We start from the raw sequence: 15,143 nt of genomic DNA, 5'->3' as shown, positions 1-15,143 counted from the left end.
AGTCTACCTCTACAATTAGTACGTTATAGTTCTTCAAAGAACTTCTTATACCAAACTAGAAAAACATAGACGGTCCAGATATTCCTCGCATAGTTTTGTTTACCTGAATAATGAGCATCCAAAAACTTCATTAATACATCTGTATTGAAAAATTGCTTAGCTCGATCTGATAGAAACATTTCTTTGACGATTGAATAATATTTTTCTTCCCTGAGCCAATGCCTAATGGGTACCGGGAAGCCAACTTTCGGTCTGTTTGCCCACTCGTCTGGCAATACTTCCTTTGCTGCCGTCCTTAAAGCATATTTGGTATTGTTCGGATGTACACGAAGGCTTGTTGGTATTTTTGATGCTAGATTCATAACCTTTTTATCAAGAAAAGGAACCCGAAGCTCAATAGAATGTGCCAAGCTCATTTTATCTGCTTTCAACAATATATCACCTGGTAGCCAGAGCTTAAGATCTAGATATTGCATTTTCGACACATCGTCTTTGCCTTGAACATTGTCATATACTGCTTTGGTAATACTTTGTATAGATGGACCATTCTTGTATTCGTCCTTTAATACATTTAAAGCATCTACTTCTTCGAATACTTTGGCTTGTCCGATAAAACGTTCCTCTACCCTTTGCCCACCTTTAACCAAAAACGAAGAAATGCGATTTCTAGGGAGTTTTTTAGAGAACAAAGAGAGCGGACGCCTGACCACATATGGAATTTTCTCGTATCTTTTCATGGCAGGCGTAGAATCATACCAATCGTATCCACCAAAAATCTCATCTGCTCCTTCCCCCGACAACACTACGGTTACATGCTTGCTAGCTAGTTCTGCTAAAAAATATAAGGGTACAGAAGACGGGTTAGACTGCGGTTCATCCATATGATATTGAATAGTTGGCAACAAATCAAAACACTCATCTGCACTAACCAGCTTTTTATGATTTTCTATTTGTAGTATCTTCGATAAATCTTCTGCGAGATTTGTCTCATTAAAAATCCCATTGTAGTCTTGAAAACCAACGGAAAACGTTTTACTAGGCTCTAGTAGTGCGGTTATATAACTGGAATCAATGCCACCCGACAAGAAAGAACCCACCTTAACATCGCTAATGCCGTGATATTCAACTGATTCCCGTAATGTGTTCTTTATTTTTTCTACGTAATGTTTCAGTGTATTTTCTTCTGAGTTAAATTGCGAATCCCAGTAGGATTTAACCTCAATCCGGCCTTTTTTGTAGATCATATAGTGACCGGGCTTCAGCTTGTACACGCCCTTGAAAAAAGTTTCATCCAATACTGAATATTGAAAAGTCAAATAAGGCTTTAATGCATCCTTATTCATTTCTTTAATAAACGCAGGCTGCTTTAAGAACGATTTAATCTCCGAACCAAATATAAAAGAACTATCTCTTGTATTTTGAGTGTAGTAGAGCGGTTTTATTCCGAAGAAATCCCTCGCTAAAAACATAGTCTCTTTCTTCGTATCCCATATAGCAAAGGCAAACATTCCTCTTAACTTATGCAATACTTCGACGCCAAACTCTTCATAAGCATGAATGATGACTTCACTATCTGTATTGCTTTTGAATATATGACCTCTCTCAACTAGATCATGCCGAAGTTCTTGATAGTTGTATATTTCGCCATTAAAAACCAGAACACAGCTCTTATCTTCATTGAACATTGGTTGACTTGCTACTTCAGATATATCAATGATCTTTAAACGTCGAAATCCGAACGTTACTTGCTCATCCGAATAAATACCACCGCTATCAGGACCTCTATGGATAATCGTATCCATCATTGATTTAATGATCGATGTTTGATCCATGTCTAAATGACTATCTGCAAAACCTACAAAACCGCACATATGCAACACCTTTCATCATCTGTTTAGTCTATTTAAATCTCTACAATCTCATTATACGCTACTTAGCGTAGTGTAATAAAGTGAATAATGATACTTACTAAGTTCTATTACGTAGGTATCGTAGGGTATCCGAATCCGTCTTCTAGAATCAATTCCCATACGATGCGCTGTTAACCCATGCAACGGCAGTATTCCAAGCATTATAAACACATGTAGTGGCATTTTAACTTCATAAAACGTGTGACCTTCCCTTATTTGAAAGATCAAAGGGGATTCAGACTGTATTTGAATAATTTCCAGTTCATCTCCTCTTCTTTCTCCGTAAGAATATACCACTTTTTTTGAGTCGCAAGTTGATCGATTAGGCGATTTCCACATCGGCCATGGCTGGTTATAATCGCTTCACCATTCGAAGCAATCTCAGTATATATCCAGATATTAAGAAACTTCTTTGACGAGAGAAATTAGAATTTGATTGGGTCTTATTTTAATGATTCATACTCGGCATTCCTTCGGTTTTATCCCCTACTTCATCGGTTGTGCTTGGCTTGTTTGGATTTGTCATTTCATTTCCGAGCCCGCCATGGCCTTCTCCTGTTTCAGAAACGATCCCAAACATAACATCGATTTCTCCTAGTGAAGTATCGTCAAGTGATTCTACATTTCCGGTTAACCAAGCTTGATTGTATGGTCCCTCTGTTGTTGATTTTTTATATTTAGGCTGCAATGACATCGCATATTTCATGACGCTATCTGGCATCTTTTCTTTACTCGTACAAAGTAAAGGCGAGTGTTTGCCTAAGTGAGAAAAAGGGGTGCTGCAAGTGCCAAATATGGTGTATCTAAATTTACAAAAGAAAGGTTGTGACCTGGGGTTGTAATCCCCCAACCAAAACCAGTTGCAGGATCTTTGTATTTTGCAGAGGCAATTGCATTATCATAAGGGTTATTTCAGCTGCTCGTATCACCTTACCATTTTGTTGCCCCAATTTTTCTTCAACGCTGGCAGAATCAATCAACTCTGGTCCCAATAGATAGATATTAGCATTTCTTTTGCGAGCCTGTATTGTTACTATTGTTTCCTCTGGTACAACATGGGTCTCATAGAGCAACGGTTCAGACATATGTGAAATCCAATTTAACGCGGGGAGTGTATATTCTTGACTGTCCAAGAACCGACAACAACCGACTGAGGATTTTCATTCGATACCTTAGTATAATAAGCCTCGATTGCCCTCGCCATATCAGTACAACAACTTGTATGACATCGTTATCAATAACTCCTGTTGGTAAGGCGCTTAATCTCATTTAGCGTGGCATCCTGTATGCCGTCTTTGTTAAAAAAAGAATGGGTCCATTATTGGGAAAGTGAATCAAGTCTGCACTAACTAACGCAGTTTGCCAGTCTAGTACATTTACAAGCGCTACTCCACGTGGTCGATTCATTTCGCTTGTCGCCATCCATAGTGTCTAAGAAACTATTGCAGCCGGTGAATTAGAACTACAGTATGTAGTTATTAACCAAAACGTTGAGATTTAGTATTACGTCCTACTTAAAGATTTAGGATACTGGATGACAAACATAGCAATGAAACCTACCAAAAAGATCGTACCAGCCATAATTTGTTCTTTAGATAGTCCTAGCCATACAGTAAGTTTAGGTTCAAAAAATGAAACTAAAAGACATATCAAACCATATCCTAACAGTCCAGTGTAACCAATTTCCCCTTGACCAAAAATCGGCTTATTCATTTTCCATACTAGAGGAATTAGCAGAAATAACTTATATACATTAGTAGGGTGATAGCGTAGATCCGGATTTGATATAGAAATCCCCCAAGGAACAGTTGTAAGTAATCCGTATTGCCAGTGTGTGATCTGAAATACGAGTGAAGAAGCAATCCATCCAATAACAATGGTATCCAACACTATCATCAATTTCATTTGTCTTCGCCATATTGTATATATCAAATACATCAGTACAATCACTAAAGCAAGCCTGGTACTAAACGGGGTTCCGGGATATATAATTAATGACATCGGGCTAGTAAGCAACAAAGGATTCGCTACTGCAGGGCCTATTTTCCATATTAATAAAGCCAAAACGCCACTCGTTGATAAAACATCAATGATATGCAAATTATGTGGTGATTTTCGTTGTAGTACATATCTCATAATATAGAAACCGAAAATCGCAGAAATCATAAAATATAACCAAGTAAATCGAATAAGAATTGGACCAATTTGCAATACATCTACCATTAATCATTCCTCCTTGAGGACTCCAGGGTTTGATTGATTAATTTCTCCAGTGTCTCTGGTGAAGCAGATCCTGTCACAACATTTATAATTTTCCCACGTCCATCAATAAAATAAGTGGTTGGAATGGATCTTATTTTATAGAGCTTCGATACTTCTCCTTTTTCATCCAACAATACCGGAAAAGGCAATTGATACTCTTGTGAAAATGCAATTGCTCCCTTCACACTGTCATTCGTTGTTAAATTAACTGCATAAAATCCAATTTTTCCATTATACTTTTTATACAAACGTACTAATTCTGGTGCCTCTTTTCGACAAGGACCGCACCATGATGCCCAAAAGTTAATGAGCACAGGTTTTTCATCAAGGGCAGCAAGTGAATATGGAATATCATCGATCCCTCTTAGCTCAAAATCTGGCGATTGAAAACCAATCCTCGCAGTTTCTTCTTGGTTTTCTCGATCGGGTTGCAAAACAGCTATCATGACTATAACAGCAATGATGATGATCAGTATCAGTTGTTTACGCAAGTTCCAGCCCTCTCTCATATATTTTAGTACTACAAATCGTAGTGCATTAGATTAAACAGAAAGCGGCTTAGGAACAGCCGCTTATTACAATACTGCTTATGACAAAAATTGTGAATGAAGAGATAACCAACGGACTGAAAGGCATTATTGGAACACGAATTGCTTGCTTCGGCTCGATTAATCGGAGCAACCGGTAGTTGATTGCTTCATCAGCAAAGCCTACGCCAACGGCCATTTTTCTACTCATCTTCGAACACTTTAATAAGACACTTGCAAGATCTACTGGAGATTTCATATATTGAACAGCAAAATTATCAGCTTCTAATTCAACCCACACGTTTATATAATGTGTAAATTGTTTCAGAATGGGGATAAAAGGAAAACTATCCGTCATAATCTTAATGATTAGCATTCGAAGCGGATCATAATTCCGACAATGGCAGTACTCATGAAGTATAATAGCAGAAACTTCTCGTTCAGTAAAATCAGATATAATTTCAGAAGAAATAATGATCTTAGGACGTATGAAACCAGAGGTAACCGCTAACATAGAGTTTTGCTCAATGACAATAATCTCTTGATCTAAGTGCTTATATTTGCGATTAAGTTGTGTTGATAATGGAACATGACGATTGGCTTGTACATATTTGTACCACTTTCTCTCAAGCAAAAACTGTTTACATCCTACAAATAAGACCATTCCGAAACAGTATGCAATAATAACATTCAATACATTATTTACCGCTGAATGCAAAAACGTGTGCTCGTTTAAGGCAGCCATACAGTATTGTAATATTCCCCATGTTGGATTAAATCCAAAGAGTTCGTGGAGAAGATATATTATCATTTGGGCTCCGACAAAACCGCTAACCAAAATCATAAGTAGGAAAACAATATGATGATTTCTAAGTTTCATCTTTATCACGCTTCCACTGATTTATTCGGTCTTCCATCAATCTCATTAATTGAGGATCAGTTTGTTCAAATGCGTCAAAAAAATGGTTTACGACCATTTGTCCATATTCCTGAACGAGCTCTTCGGTTACGATGCGTGTTTGCTCTTTGATAAATTGTTCTTTACTCTGTACAGGTTTAAAGTTACTGGTTTTATTTCTTCCTTTTCCTAAAGAAGCCTTCGTTAAATGACCTTTCTCAACAAGACGATTTAGAACGGTCATGACCGTATTAAAAGAGAGCTCTTCAATAAGCAATGATTGTACTTTTTTTATTGATACTTCTTCTCTCTCACTCCATACAATCTCCATTATCTGAGCTTCAAGTGGACCGAAAAAACGATTCAATCCCTCTTCACTTATTTTCATTCGTTGTATTTTCATGCTAGCAACTCCTTCCCACCCTAACATACTTCATTTAATACTGATGTTTAAACCTTTTACTCTATCAAATTGTAGTTGTTTTTTGTATCATTAGTCAACACGATAGGCGGTCACTCATCCTCTCAATAAAAAGGTATTTAAATTATAGATCAGGGAAAGTTCCGAATCATACTTTTGTTAGATTCTCGCTCCCCCGATGAAAGTCTCGCCTTATATGTCATTCCTTAATCATTCTATATATGATGTATTAGTGTAGAGTCTAGTGTTCTCATATGTTTGAATTACCCGTTTATTGATGATACGATTTTATTGCCGAATTTAAATAAGAGAAGGGAGTACATTATCTTATGACTAAAACCAATCGCACGAATCAAGTTTCAAAACAAGCACGAACTGAACAACGACGGGCACATGCTGAAAAACAAAAGATGTGGAGAAAAATATTATGGATTGTAGGCGCCACTATATTATTAATCGTAATCATTTTAGCTTTTGCTACACGTCCACCATTACCCGGTGAGAGTGTAAAAGTTATGTCTGATCAATCCCATATTTCCGACGCATCTTCACCACACGATCAATATAACTCTGATCCACCTACAAGCGGTCAACACGTTACCTACTCTGCACCTTGGGGTATTCATAAAGAACCTTTGGATAACGAAGTACTCGTTCACAATTTGGAAGACGGAGGTATTGTAATTTACTACAACAAACAAATCGACGAAATTACGATATCGAATCTAGAAACGATCGTTGAAAAATACCCAGAAAGTGTGATCGTGAACCCATATCCGGAAATGAAAAATGCAATTACTTTGACTGCTTGGGGAAGAATCGACCGACTAGATAGCTTTGAACAAAAACGTATTGTAGATTTTATTAGTGCCTTTAAGGGCAAAGATCATCATTAATCAAAATAATCAGCTGTATCTTTCTTATGTTAAAAGAAGGAGCGATCACCCCCGTGTAGTAATTAAAGGGTTGGCTGCTTCTTTTACCCATTGTTCTGTAATTAAATTAAACATTTGGATTAAATATCAGATCTGAGACTAAAATCGTTCATCATTATCGGAGTAGTCACTATGGCCATCGTTGTGCCGCCCTTATCGCCTATCCACTCGACTAACTCATGGGCATATCTACGAGTGCGGTATCGAGGGGAGTAAGTCCATCGTATCCGATTCAATCAAGGGAAGCCCCTTCTCGAGAAGGTACTCGGCTTCATTCTGTTGCCCTCCATGGCACGCCTACCAGAATGCCTCAGTAAGCTCGTCTGGGGTTGGTAACGTAGTGCCTACGAAAAAATTCATATTCGATCCAAAGTCCAAGCGTCGCTGCGTGCCAGTGCTTGGTCTGTGCTCCGCGTTCTACCAGCGGCCTTCCACTGCCCGAAACCTACTGCATTATCCATCGGAGTGCCTCCAGCGATTACCACACCGTGAGTTTCGATGTCGGCACCGGCGTCCTGAAGCGCATCAATCACTTCGATGTCATCGATGCTCGCAGCCCAATGAAGCAGCGTCTCGGAGTGTGGGCTGTCGAACCGAGCATTTACCTCAACACCAGCCCCGACCAACGCCGCCTCACTCGCGGCGCCGTTCGGGAAGTGGCCAGGCCAATCAGTCACAATATGTAACAATGTGCGCAACATTCCGTTGATGTCGCTCTTATCGAAATAAACTCTTCCTACAATTCTCGTCGTGGCAAGACCCGGATTCTTGGTAAGATGTCGCTTCAGCAATGGGACATTACCATTTTGAATCACCTCTACAACTGTGACTGCCAGCAGCCCATCTTAGGAAAGTCCAAGTCATTCTCCCCTTGCACTCTATATTGACGTTTTCTAACGAAACTTTTTTCTTATAATTCATAAGTGAACGTTATTCATACCTCGTGCATTGAAATGAATCTTATAAAACTATATCATATGTTGTGATACTCGTCTTTCTTATATGATTTTAATCACCTATAGTCACGGTCTTGAGGGTCTTGAGGTTATTGGCCATCCGTTAACTCCAGGAGTAAGCTAAAACAATTTATAAGGTAAGACAAATTAGCCGCCAATGTATTAACTAGCTCTATTATTTTCTCAAAAATATTTGTTTATGTTCAAATTCTTCATCGTTTATTTCTCCCATGGCATAACGTTCCTTTAAGATCATCAGGGGGCGATCTTCCACTTTACTTCTCTTCATCAAGGTTCGAACAACCATGTATACCACTGCTCCAACAGTTATAATCAGAATTAATGCACAACTAAACATTATGATACACATCAAGACCATCATTGAATCATCCATCCTCATCGATCTGTCCTTCATTATCCATGCCTCCATGCTTATTCCATTATTATTTTCATTTGTCCTACTACTCATTCGGAATTGCCGAGTATAATTATCGATTTTTATCGATTTAGCGAAACGTGCTTTTTTTTGTTTTATCAACAGAAACATCTATCCGAAAGAGAAAAGCAGGAATATTAGCTTATATTAAGAAATCAAAGCATATTGCAGAGTTGATCGACGCTTTCTTAACGTTTACCAGATATGAATTTAAATTGGAAGCGATCGACATGAAACCGGTGGATATTCAGAAAGATATAACCGTTGGAGGAATGCGTTCTCCGCCGATTGTAAAACAGCTCAATATACTCAAATTAAGCTTTCTTAGCTTCAAGCTCGTTAAGACATTCCATCTTGAGCTTTACAAAAAGGTTTCCATGGGCGCCTTGTCGTAACACTTGCCCTTACGACTCATGATGTAGACGAAATCTTGTTTCATTAAAAGGCATTGGTATTTCTTGCTGGCATATTGTACACAATGATCTGAGTGGATGATCAGACCATTTGATACACCTGTGCGGCCTAAAGTTTGTTTCAGTGCAGAAGACACTAGCTCCGTCTTCATTCTGCTGTCCATTACCCATCCTACGAGAGCACGGCCATGCAGATCCATAATACCAACGAGGTACAGCCAGTCTTAACCCGGGCTTCAACTTACGGTAGCCTGGAAATGCACTTTCTCCATCACGCCCATAACTCTTAACCCAGTCCCTTACCGTGGTATAGTGAACGCCAATCTCTTTGGTGGTTTCCCCACAGTTGTTTCTTCAGCCAAGATACGCAGGACGACCTGCCCCTTAAATGCTTTGTCGCATTTCTTCCCTTGTCCATTGTGAATCCCTTCATCTTTTATTATAGAGGTTTTCTCTTTGTCCATATATTCTGGTCAAGACCAAGAATGTTTTCACCAAAACTAAACAACAGTCGTATATTGTACATACCTTATATTAGTAAGAGAAAGAGGGGATGATATTATTGGCCAAGCAAATAAGTATTGATGAGCAACTAGCCGCCTTTGCTTGGCTGCAAGCTTTAGGAACTAACGTTGCAGCAGTCGGTCAAACTAAAAATCTGTCCAAAAACAAACGGCAGCAGGAAGAAGCTGAAAAGCTGTCCATTATTGGAAATGCGATGCAATCCATAGCTAATGCGGCACAGGCTGAATTGACTGCAGAACTTCAGAGGACCGCAGCTAATAAGGAATCCAACGATTTAATGGTTGTAGGCAACTTACTTCAATCCCTGGGAAATGCGCTACAAGTTATTGCAGGAGTTAACGACAGAGCCAACCGTAGCAAAAACAGACAGTCCTAAAAACCAAGAGGTGATTAGCTCATTTTCACACATATCATGTGTTATACCATTGGTCAATAAACCTTGGTGAAGAAGACTATTACAGTCGTTATTAAAGATAGTAAGAAAACCCCTGGTTTTTGACGTATGGTCATTTAACTTTGCGCAGTGCATCCAGCAATTCCGCACTGACATGCAAATTACCCCCCAACCAGATCATAAGCGCCATGCATTTGTTTTACGACACATCAACAAACCGGTCGCTCTTGCACATCTACAAAAACCATAACGTTTAGTTACACGTATTTTGAATATAGTGCCAATTAGAAAATGGTACAGAGCCAACACCACTCACTCTATAAGCAAATGTACGAGCTGTACCATTTTCCGCAAATACCGTCATTCGTCCCTGTCCTGTAAGGTAATATTGCCACTCGTCGTTATTAGGATGCCTATGAATTTCTCTCATCACACCGGGTTCAATCTCAACCAGCGCTGCAGCGATGGTTTTTGAAATAGGAATGTTAGAGGAATCCATTCGCACGATTCCGCAAGACGTTTTAATTGGTGTTTGCGATAGCACCTGATGCTTGAATCTTTGGGGAAAGGTTCCGTAAGGGGACTGTAACTTCTGACTTTCCAGTGGACCTAGAACCTTGTCTTGATAGATAAAGACCTGCCCTTAGGAATGTTGGTTAAATTTGGTAAAATACTTATCTCTATATGATTGTTAGTTTAAATATCTTCTTAAATAACTTTTATGTTTAGTTGAATTAAGTTCATCTGACAATTTCAAGTACTTAGTGAGATTTACTGTTTTCGGTTCTTCTATGGCAACGGCATCACACCATCTTCGCTCATTATAGCAACTTGGTCTAGCTAAATACCGAAAGGAAAGGATGGCAACTAGTTTTTTACTTTGGAGAACGATCATGTTCGCCAACTGGTGCAATTAGCTTACACTCAATCACAGGTGTTGATCATCAATGCTAAATAAAGTTGAAAGCACCGAAGATAAGAGTTTCTACAGAGTACAAGGCTTCAAATGCACGAATTGTGCAGAGAAATTCGTGTAAAATGTACAAATTTACCTGCGTTAAAGACGCACAAGTCATTTTTGGAGCAGTTAAAATCATTTGATAATAGTGGGTCTTTTACAGATTTTATTTTTTTCAACGTTGTTATGGAATGTATTGTTGAACGATTTTTATAACTTTATTATTCTTGATTGTAAGATGATAGGGAAAATCCTCCAAGCTAATTCGGGCCTACCAACGAAACGCGGAAAACATACGCTAAGCAAATTTCGACATAAAGAAAGCCGATTTTTCCTACGCTAAGGAATCATCGTCTTTTTAGTTACTATTTTTTCGTGTCATTTCTATTTACAAAATCAGTTACATTATCAAGACAACAAGAACCTTGAGGATTGTTTACTTCGCATCCACTCCACAGCGATTTGCCTTTATGTGCATTGAGATGTTCTTTACAATGGTATTTTCCTCGGTTTTATTAATTTCTTCAGTCACAATTTTTCTTGTCCATCCAAAACAGAACAAATTGGCGTATTTTCGTTCTTGTCTTTTTGAAAAACTGGTATTTTTAAATCACTTTTAGTAAATATCTGTTTTTTTCGTTAAAATACACAACACCACATTCTGAAAAAGAGCAAAATTGATAACTGGTATCTGGTTGCAAATTTGCTAAAGCTTTAGGAAGAAGTAAACTTTTAAGCGTTATTAATTTCATCTGTATCCCTTTATTTTTACAAGAGGGGCAAACATAAGACTTTACCTTTTCATTCGACTTGGCACAACAATCCTTCATTTTTACTTATATCTCCTTTGTCTTAAAAATCCTTTTTATTCTTTAACCTTAAACTGTTTAGCGTTACAAGTAATGTTGCTCCCATATTGGCAAATATCGCTATCCACAGCGTTAACGAACCAGGCATAACTAACAGTAATGCCACTAAATGAAATTTTCGCCTTATACGTCACTCCTTAATCATTCATTTTTTATCATCTATTTATGATGTACTTGTATAGAGTTTAGAATCTATTATTGAATTAAAATAATAAAAGTGAGCACATTGCTTTAACAATGATGACTGGTGGAGTAACAACATAATTGAACCAAAAGTACATAAGGTGCACAATTAACTTTTTTAAAAGTGTGGAGTAAAAGAAACTGTTATCTAAATTAACTCTTCACATTTTGCGAGAAATACCATAATCTATAGAACTAATCGAAAGTGAGTGATGTTAAGTGATGTTAAGTGATGATAAAGATTTTAACTCTATGACATCAAGAGAACTTCTTGAATTGTCATTTAAACTCAAGACATTTGGATATTTATTAGCAATGAAATCTATAGAGAAATCTGAGTTAGAATTAACTTTAACAGAATCTTCAGATTCTGAAATTAACGGTTCGTTTACAGAAGTTAAACTGGATGCGAAGTAACAACTTATTCATTGTAGTCAAAAAGGTGGTTCCACTAAGGATCCACCATTTCGCTTTAGGTATGTTGCAGGAAAGTCATAAGAGAGTGTCGTTAGCCCACCATTTTTTTTAGGATGTGCTAACGACGTTTATGATGGGTTTTTATGAATTAAATCCTGACCTACCCCCCATTTTTAGCGAGCTTTTTTATCAGTCAACCAAGATAACGTATACTTCAAACATTTAGCGGGGAAAAGACAGCTAATAATATTAACTACTTTGAAGTTATTGCAGTAAAGTTCCCTGTAATGAAAAATTTCTATCCAAACTCCTTACAAACGCTGTAACATTGCCCAAACAGCAAGCCCCTTGAGGATTGTTTACCTCGCAACCACAACGGTTCGATAGGTCATGACCCATCATCTGGTCAATAGGATGCTGGTTATCCCTAGCCTCATGAACAAGGCTCTCTCTCGTCCATTCAGAGCAATAGCATACAGCTACATCCAATTTGGAGTTCTTTTGGAAAACGGGGACTTTCAGGGCTTTCTCTTCAAATGTTTGTGAACGAGTACCGCAGAAATAAACCATGATACAACAGAAAGAATATGAATTATCCGGCACAAGAGTTTCTAAAAAAGAAGGTAGGAGCAATGATTGGGACTGACCCCCATTTATGAGACAGGGATCAAAACACCTTTCAAGTTTAAACGGCCAGTCGCCTGTAATCAATCGGCGACTGGTTGTTTAGTTTCATTTGAATACGAATTGCGTTATAGAAAGTGATGTAGTCTCGAACGGTCTGTTCAACGATTGCCGTCGTTGTATGGGTCAACCCTTCGAGGTAGAACGTTTCAGACTTTAGTGTGGAATGAAACGATTCAATGGGGGCATTATCAGCGGGCGTTCCCTTGCGGGACATGCTCATGGTAATGCCTTTTCCTTTTACAGCTTCCTGATACCCCAGCGACGTGTAGACGCTGCCCTGATCGCTATGCAGGATCGCACCAGGCACAGCTGGCAATTGATTAAGTGTATCCAGTACAAAGTCCGTATCTTGCGTATCGGATAGACTGCTAACTACGATCTCTCCGTTATATAAATCGAGGATACTCGATAGGTACATCATTTTTCCGCCGAATGGTAAATGCGTAATATCCGTGACGAGTTTATGCATCGGTGCTTCAGCTTGAAATTTCCGCTTTAACAGGTACTCAGCTACATAAGCAGGCTGCCCTGTATGCTTTCGTTTCTTTACTCTGACTCGACATTGAAGCTGCTCACATTGCATGATTCGTTGTACGCGCTTGTGATTAATCTTGTACTTTTTTCGAAGCAGTGCAGTAATCTTTCGGTATCCGTAACGGAATTTATGCTCAGTGCAGAGTTCTCGAATCTCTTCAACCATGCTGTCCAATGGCCGAGTTTCGTTTTTTGCTCTCCATCGGTAATAGGTAGCACGTGGCACACCCAGCCATGCACAAGCTTTGGTGATCGTAACTTCCCCGTGAATCAACTCAACCAGTTCAACTATGATTTTTGGTGACAACTCCTTTCCATTTCCTTGTACTTTTTTAGCACATCTATTTGTTGCTTTAAGAACCGATTCTCCGCCTTTATTTGCTCCAGTTCCGAGGTAAACTCAGGTCCTTTACCATAGCTGTATTGTTTGCCTACAGGCTGCTCCAAGCGGTTTAATTCGCCTTTGCGGTACCATCGCATCCAGGTTTCCAATTGCGTCTTATTTCGTATGCTGAGTTGCTCCATGACCTCTTTCACTGGGACTCCTGTTATTCTCAATTCAATGGCTTTCATTTTTGTTTCCACTGGGTAACTTACTCTTGTTGCCAACGTAAAAACACCTCCAAGGTTGTCTCCATATCTTACGACATGGTTGCATTTTCTTGAAGGTGTTTTGATTTGTCTCACGTTATGGGGTCAGTCCCATTTTAGCGTAATCACGGTTACACTTTTACCTTTTTCTCCGTCTCTCCTTATTGGATGGTGCGTAACAATCCATATAATATCATTCCTTATCTATATTTGTATGAACGGCTAATACGAAATTTATAATTAAGAATACGAGCATATACTTGTACTGAATCTTCTCTTTTTTAATCAAGTCCTTTATTGAGTCCAAATACCAAAATCTCTAACATTAATATCAAGTTGAAAATGAAAACCCGATAACATAAACACCCATTCACTTGCATTATCGGTTGAAATCGCTAAGTTCGATTGAACGAGTCGCAAAAACAGCATGATGAGTTCACTAAGTAATAGGTAACTGATTAATCGCAAAACCTATAAAAACTGTAATAGATGATACCATGAAAATCTTCGATGGTTGCCTTAGCCCAAACCAGCTGGTTCAATGCTTAGATGTTAAAACCACCATCGCTGTAGCATTCCACCAATTGTCCATTGATCGCAACCGCTGGAATGGATTTTACACCTTATACTTTTACTTTCGCTTCCCATTCGTTATTATCTCGTTGTTTGTTGAAGTCATACTTCACAACTTCACGATTCCAGCAAGGTCTTTTACTTATTGCAATTTTTTCATTATTGGACACTGATCTTAAAGAATTCAAGAAACCGGGTGTGTACATCTCAGAATGAAATTCTTCATTCCCATTAGCTGCTTTAAAAGATCTTTTATTTACTCAAATGTAAAGCCGAGATCCTAAGCCCGTTTGATAAACTCAATGTTCTGAACCACTTGATTAGAAAACATTCTGCAACCTGAATTGGTGCGAGGAAATTCCAAAGTCAAGTCACGCCTTTCGTAGTACTGAATGGTTTCAATGTTCACGTTAAACACTTTTGACACTTGACCTATGGTCAAACCGTTCATTCTATTCCATCCTCTTATCAATATTGACCCCGTACTAGACATACAATCAATACAATTTTTTTCAGAAATATACAAGTTAACTTAATGACAATTCGTTAATCTATTACTTTATTTACTTTCAACAAATTAACTATCTCTCGAAACTCAAAAGGTAATCACTGGCTTCATATTTATCTTTCAATATACTACAATTTGTAGTGTTA

Annotated in this window: 17 protein-coding genes and 1 pseudogene; 4 read left to right on the top strand and 14 right to left on the bottom strand. The window is 38.4% G+C overall.

Going from position 1 to position 15,143, the window contains the following annotated elements; all coding sequences use genetic code 11:
• Positions 1 to 23: 23 nt before the first annotated feature.
• The 7 genes from asnB to BK120_RS23605 all read right to left on the bottom strand — a co-directional run bounded on the left by asnB (position 24) and on the right by BK120_RS23605 (position 6,000).
• Positions 24 to 1,871, bottom strand: a complete 1,848-nt coding sequence (gene asnB, locus BK120_RS23635) for an asparagine synthase (glutamine-hydrolyzing) (protein WP_076269961.1) — start codon at positions 1,869 to 1,871, stop codon at positions 24 to 26.
• Between the two features lie 487 nt (positions 1,872 to 2,358).
• Entirely contained in the window at positions 2,359 to 2,631 is a 273-nt protein-coding gene (locus BK120_RS23630; RefSeq protein WP_076269960.1) for a hypothetical protein, read from the bottom strand.
• 88 nt (positions 2,632 to 2,719) lie between these two features.
• Positions 2,720 to 2,995, bottom strand: a complete 276-nt coding sequence (locus tag BK120_RS23625) for a hypothetical protein (protein ID WP_076269959.1) — start codon at positions 2,993 to 2,995, stop codon at positions 2,720 to 2,722.
• Between the two features lie 418 nt (positions 2,996 to 3,413).
• Positions 3,414 to 4,133: a prolipoprotein diacylglyceryl transferase gene (locus BK120_RS23620; protein WP_076269958.1), complete on the bottom strand. Its 720-nt coding sequence runs from the start codon at positions 4,131 to 4,133 to the stop codon at positions 3,414 to 3,416.
• Positions 4,133 to 4,663: a TlpA family protein disulfide reductase gene (locus BK120_RS23615; RefSeq protein ID WP_083682364.1), complete on the bottom strand. Its 531-nt coding sequence runs from the start codon at positions 4,661 to 4,663 to the stop codon at positions 4,133 to 4,135. The genes BK120_RS23620 and BK120_RS23615 overlap by 1 nt, the downstream gene beginning before the upstream one ends.
• 67 nt (positions 4,664 to 4,730) lie before the next feature.
• Positions 4,731 to 5,579 carry a M56 family metallopeptidase gene (locus BK120_RS23610; protein WP_076269956.1) on the bottom strand — a complete coding sequence of 283 codons (849 nt, stop codon included), beginning with the start codon at positions 5,577 to 5,579 and terminating at the stop codon, positions 4,731 to 4,733.
• On the bottom strand, positions 5,569 to 6,000 hold the full coding sequence (locus BK120_RS23605; RefSeq protein WP_076269955.1) for a BlaI/MecI/CopY family transcriptional regulator: 432 nt from the start codon (positions 5,998 to 6,000) through the stop codon (positions 5,569 to 5,571). The genes BK120_RS23610 and BK120_RS23605 overlap by 11 nt, the downstream gene beginning before the upstream one ends.
• Before the next feature lie 347 nt (positions 6,001 to 6,347).
• Here BK120_RS23605 and BK120_RS23600 point away from each other — a divergent pair, with 347 nt between their 5' ends.
• On the top strand, positions 6,348 to 6,914 hold the full coding sequence (locus tag BK120_RS23600) for a thioredoxin-like domain-containing protein (protein WP_076269954.1): 567 nt from the start codon (positions 6,348 to 6,350) through the stop codon (positions 6,912 to 6,914).
• Positions 6,915 to 7,309: 395 nt separating this feature from the next.
• Here the strand turns inward: BK120_RS23600 and BK120_RS36090 are convergent, their stop codons facing one another.
• Together BK120_RS36090 and BK120_RS23590 are read right to left on the bottom strand one after the other, a co-directional pair.
• Positions 7,310 to 7,579 carry an ankyrin repeat domain-containing protein gene (locus BK120_RS36090; protein ID WP_256710998.1) on the bottom strand — a complete coding sequence of 90 codons (270 nt, stop codon included), beginning with the start codon at positions 7,577 to 7,579 and terminating at the stop codon, positions 7,310 to 7,312.
• 505 nt (positions 7,580 to 8,084) lie between these two features.
• Positions 8,085 to 8,324, bottom strand: a complete 240-nt coding sequence (locus tag BK120_RS23590) for an SHOCT domain-containing protein (protein ID WP_076269952.1) — start codon at positions 8,322 to 8,324, stop codon at positions 8,085 to 8,087.
• A 251-nt stretch (positions 8,325 to 8,575) separates the two neighbouring features.
• Between BK120_RS23590 and BK120_RS35505 the strand changes: the two genes are divergently transcribed.
• Positions 8,576 to 8,740 carry a hypothetical protein gene (locus BK120_RS35505; protein ID WP_179089873.1) on the top strand — a complete coding sequence of 55 codons (165 nt, stop codon included), beginning with the start codon at positions 8,576 to 8,578 and terminating at the stop codon, positions 8,738 to 8,740.
• Here BK120_RS35505 and BK120_RS36460 read toward each other — a convergent pair.
• Entirely contained in the window at positions 8,707 to 8,976 is a 270-nt protein-coding gene (locus tag BK120_RS36460) for a DDE-type integrase/transposase/recombinase (protein ID WP_372239022.1), read from the bottom strand. The two genes, BK120_RS35505 and BK120_RS36460, sit on opposite strands and share 34 nt — an antisense overlap.
• 335 nt (positions 8,977 to 9,311) lie before the next feature.
• Between BK120_RS36460 and BK120_RS23575 the strand changes: the two genes are divergently transcribed.
• Positions 9,312 to 9,659, top strand: coding sequence for a DUF6944 family repetitive protein (locus tag BK120_RS23575; RefSeq protein WP_076269949.1), 348 nt, complete (start codon positions 9,312 to 9,314; stop codon positions 9,657 to 9,659).
• 130 nt (positions 9,660 to 9,789) lie between these two features.
• Here BK120_RS23575 and BK120_RS34675 read toward each other — a convergent pair.
• Positions 9,790 to 10,317, bottom strand: a pseudogene (locus tag BK120_RS34675) (cupin domain-containing protein); the annotation flags it as partial.
• Between the two features lie 923 nt (positions 10,318 to 11,240).
• Entirely contained in the window at positions 11,241 to 11,465 is a 225-nt protein-coding gene (locus tag BK120_RS36085; protein ID WP_256710997.1) for a hypothetical protein, read from the bottom strand.
• Positions 11,466 to 11,906: 441 nt separating this feature from the next.
• Between BK120_RS36085 and BK120_RS23560 the strand changes: the two genes are divergently transcribed.
• Positions 11,907 to 12,104, top strand: a complete 198-nt coding sequence (locus BK120_RS23560; RefSeq protein ID WP_144376834.1) for a hypothetical protein — start codon at positions 11,907 to 11,909, stop codon at positions 12,102 to 12,104.
• A gap of 685 nt (positions 12,105 to 12,789) precedes the next feature.
• On the opposite strand, the gene BK120_RS23550 is transcribed toward BK120_RS23560, so the two are convergent.
• Positions 12,790 to 13,934, bottom strand: a protein-coding gene (locus BK120_RS23550) for an IS3 family transposase (protein ID WP_144376833.1) whose coding sequence is annotated in 2 segments (ribosomal slippage) — positions 12,790 to 13,661 and positions 13,661 to 13,934 — 1,146 coding nt in all. Because the reading frame shifts where the segments join, the coding sequence is not laid out codon by codon here.
• Between the two features lie 835 nt (positions 13,935 to 14,769).
• Positions 14,770 to 14,940, bottom strand: coding sequence for a MerR family transcriptional regulator (locus tag BK120_RS36455; protein ID WP_179089882.1), 171 nt, complete (start codon positions 14,938 to 14,940; stop codon positions 14,770 to 14,772).
• Positions 14,941 to 15,143: the final 203 nt, after the last annotated feature.

It is taken from the genome of Paenibacillus sp. FSL A5-0031, assembly GCF_001956295.1.
Taxonomy (GTDB): domain Bacteria; phylum Bacillota; class Bacilli; order Paenibacillales; family Paenibacillaceae; genus Pristimantibacillus.
The sequence above is the reverse complement of the archived record's forward strand: the minus strand, read 5'-3'. Positions and strand labels throughout refer to the sequence as shown.

Bases quoted from the DNA above. Each gene is read 5' to 3' on its own strand.
- asnB (WP_076269961.1), bottom strand. From the start codon at position 1,871: ATGTGCGGTTTTGTAGGTTTTGCAGATAGTCATTTAGACATGGATCAA.
- BK120_RS23630 (WP_076269960.1), bottom strand. From the start codon at position 2,631: ATGCCAGATAGCGTCATGAAATATGCGATGTCATTGCAGCCTAAATAT.
- BK120_RS23625 (WP_076269959.1), bottom strand. From the start codon at position 2,995: ATGTCTGAACCGTTGCTCTATGAGACCCATGTTGTACCAGAGGAAACA.
- BK120_RS23620 (WP_076269958.1), bottom strand. From the start codon at position 4,133: ATGGTAGATGTATTGCAAATTGGTCCAATTCTTATTCGATTTACTTGG.
- BK120_RS23610 (WP_076269956.1), bottom strand. From the start codon at position 5,579: ATGAAACTTAGAAATCATCATATTGTTTTCCTACTTATGATTTTGGTT.
- BK120_RS23605 (WP_076269955.1), bottom strand. From the start codon at position 6,000: ATGAAAATACAACGAATGAAAATAAGTGAAGAGGGATTGAATCGTTTT.
- BK120_RS23600 (WP_076269954.1), top strand. From the start codon at position 6,348: ATGACTAAAACCAATCGCACGAATCAAGTTTCAAAACAAGCACGAACT.
- BK120_RS23590 (WP_076269952.1), bottom strand. From the start codon at position 8,324: ATGAAGGACAGATCGATGAGGATGGATGATTCAATGATGGTCTTGATG.
- BK120_RS35505 (WP_179089873.1), top strand. From the start codon at position 8,576: ATGAAACCGGTGGATATTCAGAAAGATATAACCGTTGGAGGAATGCGT.
- BK120_RS23575 (WP_076269949.1), top strand. From the start codon at position 9,312: ATGATATTATTGGCCAAGCAAATAAGTATTGATGAGCAACTAGCCGCC.
- BK120_RS36085 (WP_256710997.1), bottom strand. From the start codon at position 11,465: ATGAAGGATTGTTGTGCCAAGTCGAATGAAAAGGTAAAGTCTTATGTT.
- BK120_RS36455 (WP_179089882.1), bottom strand. From the start codon at position 14,940: ATGAACGGTTTGACCATAGGTCAAGTGTCAAAAGTGTTTAACGTGAAC.